The following is a 13374-nucleotide window of genomic DNA, read 5'->3' on the forward strand; positions in this document are numbered from 1 at the left end:
AAGCACGAAAAGTCGTCTTTAAACCTGCCTGAAAATTCTATTATGTTTTCCCCTGTAAACTTCATGCGTTCTATGGTTAGAATGCAAATCTAATAATAGTATTTAAATAAACACCTCAATAATTTTTTTTGGACTTTTAAAATAACGTGAATTCGATCTAAGCATAACATATTGATTTTAAGCAGAGCATTAGATTGTTACTTTGTCATGCCGAACAGAGTTAAGCACCTAGTCTATAGATAATTATATCCTTCACTTCGCTCAGGATGACACCTTACATCAAACTGACGTTAAATTAGAATATCGTACTATTAAGAGATAAGAACTTATCTAAAATAGTTAAATTGAATAAAAAGGCCGAAGATAGTTAAGCGGTTGAATTATTAGAAACTAATTACCCCTAAAAATATAGACAAATCCTTTAGTGTTTTCGTAGAAACCATCAAGATCCTCTATTATGTAATAGTATATACCCTCTGGAAGATCTTTTCCATTATCGTTTTTCCCATCCCATTTAATGTAGTAGGATTGATTTTGATAGACCAAAGAACCTGATCGTGAGAAAACTTTGAATACAAGCCTTGATAATCCACTGGTTGATACCTCAAAAAAGTCAAAGATATTATCGCCATTTGGAGTAAAAACATTTGGAACGTCTGTGAACTTAGCTTTATCTGTACCGGGATTTGGTAGAATATTAAATTGTCTGGTAAATGATATTGTTTGGGCAGGATTTAAAATATTCCAAGCTTTAAGAGTTACTGTATTAATCCCACCGCTTTCGAATGTGTAGCGAATATTTGGATACTGACCGAAAGGGCTATCAAAGTCAATATTACTCAAGACAACTCCATTTACTGACCACTCAAAACGCATGTTAGCCAATAATAAATTGTCGTTTTGGGGGAATAGAAAAGCACTTCTAAATATGCGGACATAAGTTGCTTTGGTATTTGTATCTAATCTATCGTAAAAAGCTGCAGAGTTTGCAAAAACTTTTCGGGTTATAGTTGAATCAATTGAGTTAATCTTGAATTTGAATGAAACATCAAAAGTATCAACAGTTCCATATGAGTGAATTGCAATTGAATCGGTGGTTGAAGTATTTCCATCACCAAAATCCCAACTAGTGAATTCTGATGGAGCAGATATAAGAGGTGTAAATTGAATTTTTGCCCCAGTGGTTGGATCTGGTACCTCTAAAAGTTTCCACTTGAACCCCAATGTATCAGCCGCAGTTTGGGCAAATAATGAATTGCTTGTACCAAAGCAGATCATTAAAACCAGAATGGTGATTCTACGAAATCCGGTCTTTTGCATTTTATGCCATTTAGTTGTGTAAATATAGTGAAAGCGATTTATCCAAATTTAAATTTTTCGAGTTAATTTCTCAACAACCCTGAATTTGTTAAAAAACTCTTTGGCAAATACCCTAATTACAGTATAAGCGGGTATTGCCAGTAGCATACCAAGTATTCCAGCAATGCTCCCAGCAATGAGTATTACAATAAATATTTCGAGAGGGTGCGCATTAACGCTACTCGAATAGATGAGTGGCTGAAAAAGTATATCATCAATAATACGAGTCACTACAAAAACTAATAGTATATAACCTATCATTGGTAGGAGTTGAGTGGAGAAATCGAGTTGCAGGTTTGTAGCAACCCCAATTAGTACACCCATAATTGCACCAGTCAATGGCCCCACATATGGTATAACATTCAGTATTCCTGCAACTAAACCAATTACAATTGCAGTATCAAATTTAATCCCAACAATCATTAACCCAATGGTATCTAGCGTCATTATACATAAACTCTGAATGATAATACCGATGAAATATCTCCTAAGAAGTTGGTTTACACTAACAAGAGCATGTTCTATCTGTTGCTCATATTTTTCGGGGAAAAGCATAAGTAATCCTTCGAAAAAAAGTTTCTCCTCCTTTAGGAAAAAAAATGTGATAAAGGATATTGAAAAAGCAGCAATAAAAAGGTTCATCAGTAGATTTGCTGTGGAACTGAATAGGTCCGAAACCATTGATATGCTGAACATATGCGTTAGCTTATCTGATAAGAATTCTTTTACAGCGAAATTATTGGATGAGGGTAAGTATTCACGCACAAATTTTTCTATATCCGCAATAGGTTGCGAGAAATTATTGATCATCTGTGAGACATTTACCTCTCCAAGCTCGTTGGCTTGATTAATAACCAATGGGATCATTACTCTAAAAAAAGAATAGAATAGGATCCAAATCACAATCAATGCAACTGCAGCACCAAATGCCTTTGGGGGATGCCATGATTTTATTTTTATTTTTGAGATGAGATCAACAATAGGTTTTCCCATCAGAGAAAGCACGGTCGATATTAGGATGTATGCAATTATTGACGAAAAATACCAAAGTAAAAAGCCAATAATGGTTACTATTGCACCGATTATTATGTACTTAGCTAAAGTGTTCATTACTAACTATTTTTCTCAAACCTACACCAAATCTACTAAATTTCAAAATTGGATGTTTTATTTTTTATTTTTGATGATAGCTAAACTAGTTCCCTCCTTTGTTCTCTAATAGTTGTTTAAAAATCAATTATGTTTAGTAATCATATCGGCGAGTACGCAGCATTATTAACAGCCATATTCTGGACTGTAACAGCATTAGCATTCGAATCTGCTAGTAAAAAGGTTGGTTCTCTTTCAGTGAACCTGATAAGACTTTGCATGGCCTTGGTTTTCCTAAGTATTTATTCATGGGTCTCAAGGGGATTGATTTTGCCTACGGATGCTACTAATTATCAATGGGTATGGCTTTCCTTGTCTGGGTTGGTAGGATTTGTTTTAGGCGATCTTTTCCTTTTTAAATCCTATGAGGTAATTAGCGCAAGAATTTCGATGCTGATAATGGCTCTTGCTCCACCCATTGCGGCTCTAATTGGTTGGGTTGCGCTAGGTGAACATTTAAACGCTAAGCAGGGAATAGGAATGTTACTTACCTTTGTTGGTATTGCACTTGTTATTCTAAAAAGAGAATTTAATCCAGATGAGGAGGTCTCCGATACAAATAATAAAAAGTTTAAGTTAAACTATCCTATCTCAGGTCTTTTGCTTGCATTTGGAGGTGCAGTGGGACAGGCAGGAGGTCTGGTCCTGAGTAAAATAGGGATGCAGAATTATGATGTGATAGCTTCTGTTCAAATAAGAGTAATAACAGGTATTATTGGTTTTGTAGCAATATTTTTCTTTTTAAATAGTTGGAAATCACTTCTAATCGCGATTAAAGACTCAAAAGCAATCACAAAAATTTCCATTGGTGCTATTTTTGGCCCTTTTCTTGGTGTTTCGTTCTCGCTTTTATCCATAAAATATACTTCAACGGGTGTGGCATCTGCCATTATGTCAATAGTGCCAGTTATAATAATTGCACCCGCTGTTTTAATCTTTAAGGAAAAATTTAATTCAAAAGAGTTGATTGGGGCTTTAATTACTGTTGGAGGGGTAATGTTGTTTTTCCTGTAAACTGTTTTTTATCTTAGAATTTGTTCTCATCACCTAAATGGGTTAACTTCGCTTATCATAAATCCCTGAAAATGCGTAAGATATTATTTCTAATTCTCATTATTTCTCTTGTGTTTGCTTGTAGATCATTAAAAAATGGTTTGGTAACCGAAAGCAAGCAATCCGTAGCAGTGGACCAATTTTTAGAGAAACCATTTGGTGAAAGCGAAACTATTGCATCTTTAAAAAAACAGTTTAGTAAAGATGTAAAACTTAAGCGAATGATACGCAGAAATAAACACGATTCACAGAAGGTAGATACAATATTCCAGTTCTATTATCGAAAATCGGAGGTGTTTGTCTATAAAACTTATTTCAATAGGGAAATGCTTTTGGGTGGTGTTATAACCGATAACAAGTTTCCCTTGCTCAATGGAGTTGTTCCGGGAATGAGTAGGGATAATTTTTTTAAATCCTTTAAGGATTTAAATACTAATCAAGCAGATTCTATTAATTTGTATAGTAAAGAGTTAATGCGAAAATTTATTTTTATTTTCGATAAAAAAGGGGTTTTGAAAAAGATAGATTTTTCGTCTTACGTTGATTAAAGCGCTAAACTCTTTCCGCTACTTCAGCAACAATAGTTTGAGTACCAGTCACCTTTTGGTTAAGTTTAACTTTAATAACGGCATCAAGGGGTAGAAAAAGGTCAACCCTAGATCCAAATTTAATAAAACCTAACTGTTCACATTGATTGACGGGTTTACCTTCCTCTGCATAGCAAATAATCCTTCGAGCAACAGCACCTGCTATTTGGCGCATCATAAGAGGCATACCATCTTTACGCTCAATGGCTACAGAGGTGCGTTCATTGTGTGTTGATGACTTTGGATGCCAAGCCAGATAGTAATTCCCAGGATGGTATTTGAAATATTTTACGGTTCCGTTTATTGGAAACCAATTAATATGAACATTCCAAACCGACATGAATATTGAAACCTGAATACACTTCGATTTAATATATTCATTCTCTTCAACCTCTTCAATGGTCACAACAGTGCCATCTGCCGGGGCATATATGCAATTATTCTTTGTTTCAATACTCCTTTTGGGCACTCTAAAGAAGCGCAAAATAAAACCTAGTAATAATAGTGACGGTAAAAGTATGACATAAACTCCTACCTTACCAAAAAAGAAATAGATTATCAGATTGATAATCAGGGTTGCAAAAAATGCTACTGAAATTATTGTATATCCTTCTTTGTGAACTTTCACGAGAATAAAATTAGATTATGAGATTGATTTATATTAACATCATTATTTTTAAGTAAGCAAAAACTATAGGTGCAGATAAAAAAACTGCATCAAACCTATCAAGCACTCCACCATGTCCTGGTAAAAACTTGCCCGAATCTTTTACGTCAATGCTGCGTTTGAACATCGATTCAATTAAATCACCAAAAACACCTATTATGGCACTGAGTAATCCGATTGCGATCCAGTGCGCAAAGTTAATATTAGAATAGTTAAGTGAAATGATCCACGCAACAATTGTTGTGAAAATTAATCCTCCTATAAAACCTTCCCACGATTTTTTTGGTGAAATCCTAGGAAATATCTTATGCTTCCCAATACTTACGCCAAAAAGATATGCACCAGTGTCGTTTGCCCAAATAAGTATAAAATAGCTTAAAAGTATTTCATAAGAGAATGTATGTTGAAGTGTCTCCGCTTTAAAAGCGATGAGATTGAAAAGGGAAAGGGGAATGGCAATATAGAAAACTCCTAAAAGAGTGTAAGCTATATTATGAAAGGGTTGCTTGTGTTTACGGTAAAGTTCAAAGATAAATACACTGGTAATCAATGGTGTAAATCCAAGTAGATATATTGCTTCAATATGCCCTGTTGCATATAAATATGTTCCGATGAAAACAGTAAGGCCAATTAGGAGGCCAAGCGAAAACTGTGGTTTTATTCTAGCCTTTAAACTTAAACTATAAAACTCATACATAGCGAGAATCAATATCCCTCCAATAACGATTAGGAAGGGAATTTCCCCAATAATCAGCGCACCAACAAGGCTAGTAACAAAGAGTATCCCACTAATTGTTCTTAAAACAAAATTGCTCAATTTTCAATATTCTTTAAGAGTTCTTTACTTTTTTCAGCTTCATCTTGGGATACATAAACTTCTACATCGCCAAATGAGGTATAGGATGAATCCTGTTTATTGATAACTACAGCTTCGATACCATTCTCAAACAAAACCTGTTTGGCAATTTCTGCCTGCCATGGTTTATTGCTTGAGAAAATTGACACCCAATTATCTTCCATCCTAATTGTTATCTAGTTCCTTTTTTTCTCCGTTTTGATCTTTTTGAGCTTGAAGAATTTCCTTTTCAAACTCCTCCTCACGACTTAAAGATTTGCGCGGGCCAAATATAGTTACAAGATCTTCACTAAATATCACTTCACGTTCAAGAAGGAGCTCTGCGAGTTTGGTTAAACCCTCTTTATTCTCAATAAGTATTGTTTTTGAATGTGCGTAAGCATTATCAATTAATTCCTTTACCTCTTTATCAATCAATTCTGCTGTTTTTTCGCTGTAAGGTTTGGAAAATGAGTACTCGTTTTGTCCCGATGAATCGTAAAAACTAACATTTCCAGTTGCTTTACCCATACCAAAGTAGGCAATCATTGCGTACGCCTGTTTTGTAACTTTTTCGAGATCGTTGAGTGCTCCTGTTGATATTTTATTAAATGTAACTTCTTCTGAAGCTCTGCCTCCAAGGCCTGAACACATCTCATCAAATAGTTGCTCTGTGGTAGTTATCTGTCTTTCCTCAGGTAGATACCATGCTGCACCTAGAGAGCGACCGCGTGGTATAATTGAGACTTTAAGCAAGGGGTTTGCATGTTCAAGTAACCAGCTTACAGTAGCATGACCTGCTTCGTGATACGCAATTGTCCGTTTTTCGTCTAATGAAATAATCTTATTCTTTTTCTCAAGACCCCCAATTATCCTGTCGATAGCATCCAAGAAGTCCTGTTTTTGAACCGATTGCTTGTTTTTTCTTGCTGCAATAAGTGCGGACTCATTACAAACATTAGCAATATCTGCACCTGAAAAACCTGGTGTTTGCTTTGCAAGGAATGTGATATCAAGTCCTTCCTCAAGTTTTAATGGTCGTAAGTGTACTTTAAATATTTCGAGTCTCTCTTTACTGTCTGGTAGCTCAACATGGATTTGTCTGTCAAAACGTCCAGCACGCAATAACGCTCTATCAAGGATATCGGCACGATTAGTTGCAGCCATTATTATTACACCTTGGTTCGAAGCAAAGCCATCCATCTCGGTGAGCAGCTGATTAAGTGTATTTTCACGCTCGTCATTTGACGAGAAATTGGAGTTTTTGCCTCTTGCACGCCCAATAGCATCAATCTCATCAATAAAAACGATACAAGGAGCTTTGTCTTTTGCTTGTTTAAAAAGGTCACGAACTCTTGATGCTCCAACCCCAACAAACATTTCAACAAAATCAGAACCTGACATGCTGAAGAATGGAACATTTGCTTCACCCGCAACTGCTTTTGCAAGTAATGTTTTACCAGTACCTGGAGGTCCAACGAGTAGTGCTCCTTTAGGGATCTTGCCACCTAAGTCGGTGTATTTTTTTGGATTTTTGAGGAAATCAACAATTTCCATTACCTCAACCTTAGCTTCTTCTAAACCTGCTACATCCTTGAAATCTGTTCTTGAGGTAGATTCTCTATCGAAAAGTTGAGCTTTTGATTTTCCAACATTAAAAATATTCCCAGCACCACCACCTCCGCCACGGCTCATCCGGCGGAATATAAATATCCAGATACCAATTAGGATCAGAGGGAAAAGTAGCCAACTGAGGATATCACTGAAGTAGTTTGGTCTTTCTTCGTACTGTGGGTATATTTTATCGGCTTCAGCTAAAGTAGTTTGGGCTTCAGAAAGTTGCTTTTCAAATGTTTCAATTGAACCAATAGTGAAGTAGAAGTGGGGTCCTGTTTTAGGAACAGCATTAAAACCTTTTCCAAGTCTTTCAGCATATTTGGTAAGGTCTTTTTCTTTAATGAAAACCTCAACCTTTCCTTGATTGCGGACAACTATTAGTTTTGCAACCTCCCCCTTTGCTAACATCTGATTTTTAACCTCTTGCCAGTTCGATTCAATGGCATTTCGTCCGCTATAGAAAAAGTTAAGAAAGAAAATGGCTGCAATTATTAGGATGTAAACCCAGTACACATTGAATTTTGGGGTCTTCTTCACACTACCGCCATCGCCACCAAAAAAGGGGTCATTATTATCCTGATTCTTATCTTGTTTATTGTTTTTTTCGGCCATAATATTTAAAAATCACAAATTGTTAAAATTCGAATGTTTATTTGGTAAGTCTTTTCGATCTTACTTTTGGCTTGACAACTTCAGACACAGGTTCATCTGTGTAACGCTTAGTCTGAGCATCTGCCCAAAGTTCTTCAATTTTATAAAATGTTCTCCACTCAGTTTGGAAAATATGTACTACAACATTTACATAGTCTAATACCACCCAAATTGAATTATCGTAACCCGCAGATTTCCAAACTTTTTCGTTAAGGTTTTGGCTAATTTTAACCTCAATATTTTCAGCTATAGCATGAACTTGTGTTGTAGAATCGGCATGACATATAATGAAATAATCACAAACAGAATTTGGAAGTTTTCCTATTGCAAGTGATGTAACCTCTTTCCCCTTCTTATCTAGTATTGCATCAACTATTGATTCAACCAGAGATTCAACATCTAATACTTTTCTTTTTTTCCCCATCAAATAGATTTATTCATTTTAATTGACAAAGGTAATTATTTTTTTATTTAGTCAAGTTTGGAAGGATTCTAAAACCACATAAATCTCATTGAGTATTTATTATTTAGAATAGATTAGGGGTGAAGCATAAATATCATGCCATTATTATTGGCATGACAAAATAACAATCTAATGTTGTGCTGAAATTCAAGATGATATGCTTATATCTAACTCATGTTATTACGGAATTTGGCTTATAATGCTGCCCTTATTTGTAGTTAGGTGGAACTTTAACCCAAAATTTTAGATTGACACTTGAAGAGGGAAGCCATTTTTAAGTACTTATGTTTTGTGCTAACTCCTTACAAGAGATTATTGTACATGTCTTAGCTAAGCGAAATGGATTATTCTCTATAATATAAAAAGAAGTTATCTGCCAGATAAATTCTTGATTTGATGATTTTTGTCTAATGGCACAATATAAGAAATGTTTCTCTAGTATAACAAGACAAACGCTGTATACAACAGTACGAATCTACTGGGCAATAATAACCATCTTCGGGATCACAAGCAATGCCTCCAGTGATGGCTTTTTGTTCGTTTTTGCTGAGTACTTTAACACCTGTTAATTCTTTTAAATTTTTCATAGCAAATTAAATTAAAGATTAAAATATAGCCTGATCATTTAAAGATACTCAGGGTTTGTGTCTTCTCTTCTCAAGGGAATACCTTATGTATCTTCGCTAAGTGTAATGGATTATTCTTTATCTCAAATATTTATAAAGAAGTTATCTGAAATATTTTTCAAATAACTTCTAGTGAGTCTTAATTGGTTTACTAACAAGGATATCCTTCGACTTTACAGATGTGATAATCAGCACCTCTATGACAACAATAGGTACCCTCGGGACACCAATAACCTGGTTCTACACAAGCGTATCCGCCAATAATGGATTTTTGTTCGTTTTTACTGAGTACTTTAACACCTGTTAATTCTTTTAAATTTTTCATAGCAAATTAAATTAAAGATTAAAATATAGCCTGATCATTTATAGACACTCAGGTTTTATGTCTACTCCTTGCAAGAGAAGAAGTTATTTCTTTACCTTAACTGTTAATCTGTTTTTTTCTGAATAAGAAACTATCAGGGAAAAGAGCCCGATAGTTTCTAGAATACTTACAAGGGAACACAACGACCATCCCCGTATTCATTAAAAATATAACAATACGAATAAGGAGGACATGTTGGATCTTCTATTGAACAACCCAAACCTCCTTTAATTAATTTTTGCTCATTTTTGGCGAGTACTTTAACGCCAGTTAATTCTTTTAAATTTTTCATAACAAATTAAATTAAAGATTAAAATATAACCTGATCATTTAAAGACACTCAAGTTCTGTGTCTACTCCTCGCGAGAGAATATTGTTAATTATCTTGATTTATTAAGTTTAGTTCAGGTGTATGATTGTTGACTTTTTCAGTCTCCTCTTCAATAATATCATCGACAAAATTTACCAAGTCAATTCTATCATATTCTCTAGGAAATGATCTCCCGTTAACTAAAATCTCTGGGGTAAAGTTGATATTGTGCTGTTCGCACCACCCTTTCTCGTTTGTTAGTATGGGTATATATTCAGATTTGCTGGGCTCTCCCCATTTGAGTAACCAATCTTTAGGAAGTGTTGTGCTATAGATATCATGCATTGCATCTAGGCAAATTTGATCTCCATTAATGTTGTAGATTTCTAGTAATCGCCATGATATTTTTGCATCAATAGAGTCAAGATCGGCCTTTACATTAAATCGGATGATGATATTTATGCTCTTTCCCTTTATTTTTATTAGTTTTTCAACTAATCGATGAGCTTCTTTACAGAATCCGCATAAAGGATTAGTTATCACAACAACTTCAAGAAGTGCGTTTTCTTTGCTGTCGCCCAAAACAATTTCATTAGTAATATTTATGCGCGTATTGATTTGATTAGAGTTACCAATAAGTGATTTGAAAATGTTATAGCTACGCTTAAATTTAAAATGCTCAATTCTTAACGTATTTAATTCTTGTTCCTTCTTAAATTTCGGTGAAATAAATCGCCAAAAAGCAAAGGAAATGAGGAAGCAAAGAGTCGTTATCAGTATGGCGTTTAGGTTGAACTGTAATTCATTGAAACGAAAATTGCTAAAAATAATAGCTATTGCTTGCAACCAAAGAATTGAAACAACACTCAAACAAAGCAAACACCACTTTCTAACAATTTTAAATTGATAAAAAATGGAAAAGAAGGTAAATGGTAGCGCAAGTAGAGAAATTATGATTAAGGGATAATTGCTATAGCCACTATTTTTCACTAAAATCCAGGATAGGATTAAGGATGCAAAATAGATAATTCCAACATCGCTTAATTTGAAATAACCGAAAAGATTAGCTCCTTTCGATTTTAATACTTCATCACAACTTGTTTTTTTATTACCCTCAGAGCAAAATTTACTGAGCACTTTGGAGCTAATACCTAAATCATGGTGTAGTATAAGGATACACACAGCAAGTCCCACTAACGATAAAAGAAAATGAACTGTTGGAAATAACGTGTTTTTATAAACAAAGAAGACCGTGATTAATGCAATGGTTGCTATTAAGATATTCCTGTTCGTAAAGTTTTCTTTCTTTGAATCTTGGATGATTACTTTGTTATCTTCCTCAATAATCACTACAATTCCAGACCAAATATCTATAAACTCATTTTCAGATATTATCTTCTTTTTATTATCGTTATAAAATATTTGAAGTCTTTGGTTAAGCCTACTAACCAATACAAATCCATTGAACTGCTCTTCCTTTATGAGGGCTAAAAAGTTACTTGGCAAAAGACCTAATGTTTCAGCATTTTTAGGAACTTCTAATGCGTAATTCTTTATCGAAAAATGATCAAGTACTCCTGTAATGGAATGTAAACTCGGGTATGTAGGGTGAGAGCGAAGTTGAAATTCCAACTCCTCAAAATCTATTTTAATTTTGTTGCTTTTTAAAAGCATTTTGACAACGGATACAAGGAGATCTTTCATTTTATGAATATTTATGGTTAATATTTAATAATAATTTGATCTGTGAGTGGAAAATTGCCAATTCATTATTGTTTATCTTAGATAGATCTCTTGATAGTCAATCATCTAAATTAAACACCAAAATTTGTGTCACTAAATAAATTAAATGTATTGCAACTATTTTGTTTAAATTTAAAATTGCAATGCAATATATTGTCAATCATTTATCAGTTAAATACAAACTTGTTTTAGCCAAAATTAAAGAGCAGGAGTGCAACCTCATTGCACTTCAATGAGAAAATAGATGTTGTAGAACATGTATTAATTATATAGAATTTGGAAGTATGAAGTGATTTTATTTTGAGAAATGCTTCTGCCACCTTTTATTTCTGACATCTCCTTGGCATCGAAGCCAAAGAAAATCCTGCCTTTTTGTGAGTACTTATAGGTTCTTTTGTAATGATCATAAATTACATCTATTCCCATCCCACGAAGTTGTTGTAGATGGTTTTGAAGAGTGCGTTCGCTTATCCCAAGTTTTTGTGCAAACTCGTCGGCGGTACCAGTGCATTCCTTTCCTATTAGAGAGTCTAAATGTTCAATGTAGGTTTTAAACTTCGTGAGTTCCATAATGATTTTATATTAGACTAATATCTTATATAAAATTAAACAAAAAAAACAGATATTTATTCTATGAATTGTTAAAATATATTATAAGAATAGTAAGTGCTTAGGCGTAATTAATAAGTAGTATTATATTTTTATCAATGATAATAGGGTTGATCATTGTTGTTAGCATTAAACAACCATTACCTTTGCTAAATAAAATTTACTATGGATAGGGTATTTGAACCTCAGTATATTTGGCTCGAAAGTGTAGATTCAACAAATAGCTATTGTATGAAATTGGCTCAAGAAGGGGAGCAAGAGGGGTTGGCAGTTGCTGCTTTTTTTCAGGAGAAAGGTAGAGGTCAAAGGGGTAACACTTGGGAGAGCAAAAGAGGTGAGAATCTTACATTTAGTTTACTGCTTCGTCCTAACTTTTTAAGGGTTGAGGAGCAATTCATGATTTCAAAAGCAATCGCACTATCAATTTGCGATTGGCTTAAAAATAATAAAGTTGATGCCTGTGTTAAGTGGCCTAACGATATTTATATTGGTGAGAAAAAAATAGCAGGTGTTTTAATCGAGAATAGTTTTAGCACACCGTTTCTAGATGTCTCAATAATAGGTATAGGTATAAATCTGAACCAAGTTGTGTTTTCTTCTAACATCCCAAACCCTATATCAATGACACTTTTAACAGGTTTGCAGTATCGTCCTGAGGTTGTGCTAAGTGAACTTGTTGTTTCAATCCAAATGAGATATCTTCAGCTACAATGCGGGTTAAAAGAAAAAATATCTGAAGATTATTTAAAATCTCTTTATCGATTTCAGAACTTTTATAATTATAGCAGTGTGGATGGCTTCTTTAAGGCCAGAATTACTGGCATAAAACCAACAGGCGAAATTATCCTCGAAATGGAGGATGGTCAAAAAAAATCATTTGGGTTCAAAGAGATAGCCTTCGAAATTTAGATACCCCGATTGAACGCAGCTGCAATTTGCTCCGCCAACATATTTATTCCTTCCTCAAGCTGCTTTTGAAGCATCATTTTAAACATTACATTAAGATCCGCTTTAAGAGTCAGTTTCATTCTTGTATCGTAAGGAGTTGCTTCTTTAAGTTGAATCCACAGAAAGAATTCGAATGGTAGTTTACCATCACCAGTAATTTTTACCGTTTTGTAAGGATCTTTCTCTACAATTTTTAATCCTGTTTGCCCAATTCCTTTAACGTTAAAGCGGCAGCAATCCTCTTCTGCCTCCCATCCCTCCAGTTTATCTTGGGGGATAAAAGGGGTAAATAGTCTAAAGTCAGATATTACTCTAAAAATATCCTGTGGAGTTCTTTGAATGGAAACTATTTTACTTTCAAATTCGGTCATGGGTTATTAGGGTTGATGGTTG

15 protein-coding genes are annotated in these 13374 nt (G+C 34.3%); 3 read left to right on the top strand and 12 right to left on the bottom strand.

All coding sequences use genetic code 11. The features are described 5' to 3' along the window. Positions 1-390: 390 nt before the first annotated feature. Positions 391-1320 (bottom strand): T9SS type B sorting domain-containing protein, encoded by a 930-nt coding sequence (locus HOO91_17985; GenBank protein ID NOU19449.1) that lies wholly within the window; start codon positions 1318-1320, stop codon positions 391-393. 48 nt (positions 1321-1368) lie between these two features. After that, entirely contained in the window at positions 1369-2469 is a 1101-nt protein-coding gene (locus HOO91_17990) for an AI-2E family transporter (protein ID NOU19450.1), read from the bottom strand. A gap of 129 nt (positions 2470-2598) precedes the next feature. Between HOO91_17990 and HOO91_17995 the strand changes: the two genes are divergently transcribed. Together HOO91_17995 and HOO91_18000 are read left to right on the top strand one after the other, a co-directional pair. Then, positions 2599-3522 (top strand): DMT family transporter, encoded by a 924-nt coding sequence (locus tag HOO91_17995; GenBank protein ID NOU19451.1) that lies wholly within the window; start codon positions 2599-2601, stop codon positions 3520-3522. 71 nt (positions 3523-3593) lie between these two features. Then, positions 3594-4109 (top strand): hypothetical protein, encoded by a 516-nt coding sequence (locus tag HOO91_18000; protein NOU19452.1) that lies wholly within the window; start codon positions 3594-3596, stop codon positions 4107-4109. Between the two features lie 4 nt (positions 4110-4113). On the opposite strand, the gene HOO91_18005 is transcribed toward HOO91_18000, so the two are convergent. The 9 genes from HOO91_18005 to HOO91_18045 form a co-directional block, all read right to left on the bottom strand. Then, positions 4114-4776, bottom strand: coding sequence for a phosphatidylserine decarboxylase family protein (locus tag HOO91_18005; protein NOU19453.1), 663 nt, complete (start codon positions 4774-4776; stop codon positions 4114-4116). 28 nt (positions 4777-4804) lie between these two features. Beyond that, positions 4805-5632 carry a phosphatidate cytidylyltransferase gene (locus HOO91_18010; protein NOU19454.1) on the bottom strand — a complete coding sequence of 276 codons (828 nt, stop codon included), beginning with the start codon at positions 5630-5632 and terminating at the stop codon, positions 4805-4807. Next, positions 5629-5835 carry a DUF2007 domain-containing protein gene (locus HOO91_18015; GenBank protein ID NOU19455.1) on the bottom strand — a complete coding sequence of 69 codons (207 nt, stop codon included), beginning with the start codon at positions 5833-5835 and terminating at the stop codon, positions 5629-5631. The genes HOO91_18010 and HOO91_18015 overlap by 4 nt, the downstream gene beginning before the upstream one ends. 1 nt (position 5836) lies before the next feature. Continuing rightward, positions 5837-7879: an ATP-dependent zinc metalloprotease FtsH gene (hflB, locus tag HOO91_18020; GenBank protein NOU19456.1), complete on the bottom strand. Its 2043-nt coding sequence runs from the start codon at positions 7877-7879 to the stop codon at positions 5837-5839. A gap of 37 nt (positions 7880-7916) precedes the next feature. Then, positions 7917-8342: a ribosome silencing factor gene (gene rsfS, locus HOO91_18025; GenBank protein NOU19457.1), complete on the bottom strand. Its 426-nt coding sequence runs from the start codon at positions 8340-8342 to the stop codon at positions 7917-7919. 446 nt (positions 8343-8788) lie between these two features. Beyond that, positions 8789-8968 (bottom strand): hypothetical protein, encoded by a 180-nt coding sequence (locus HOO91_18030; GenBank protein ID NOU19458.1) that lies wholly within the window; start codon positions 8966-8968, stop codon positions 8789-8791. A gap of 530 nt (positions 8969-9498) precedes the next feature. Further along, positions 9499-9663, bottom strand: a complete 165-nt coding sequence (locus HOO91_18035) for a hypothetical protein (protein ID NOU19459.1) — start codon at positions 9661-9663, stop codon at positions 9499-9501. An 84-nt stretch (positions 9664-9747) separates the two neighbouring features. Further along, positions 9748-11385 carry a hypothetical protein gene (locus HOO91_18040; GenBank protein NOU19460.1) on the bottom strand — a complete coding sequence of 546 codons (1638 nt, stop codon included), beginning with the start codon at positions 11383-11385 and terminating at the stop codon, positions 9748-9750. Positions 11386-11685: 300 nt separating this feature from the next. Further along, positions 11686-11994, bottom strand: a complete 309-nt coding sequence (locus tag HOO91_18045) for a helix-turn-helix domain-containing protein (protein ID NOU19461.1) — start codon at positions 11992-11994, stop codon at positions 11686-11688. A gap of 204 nt (positions 11995-12198) precedes the next feature. Here HOO91_18045 and HOO91_18050 point away from each other — a divergent pair, with 204 nt between their 5' ends. After that, positions 12199-12942: a biotin--[acetyl-CoA-carboxylase] ligase gene (locus HOO91_18050; protein ID NOU19462.1), complete on the top strand. Its 744-nt coding sequence runs from the start codon at positions 12199-12201 to the stop codon at positions 12940-12942. Here the strand turns inward: HOO91_18050 and HOO91_18055 are convergent. After that, positions 12939-13352: an SRPBCC family protein gene (locus HOO91_18055; protein NOU19463.1), complete on the bottom strand. Its 414-nt coding sequence runs from the start codon at positions 13350-13352 to the stop codon at positions 12939-12941. The two genes, HOO91_18050 and HOO91_18055, sit on opposite strands and share 4 nt — an antisense overlap. Positions 13353-13374 lie beyond the last annotated feature (22 nt).

Source organism: Bacteroidales bacterium, assembly GCA_013141385.1.
GTDB lineage: Bacteria > Bacteroidota > Bacteroidia > Bacteroidales > Tenuifilaceae > UBA8529.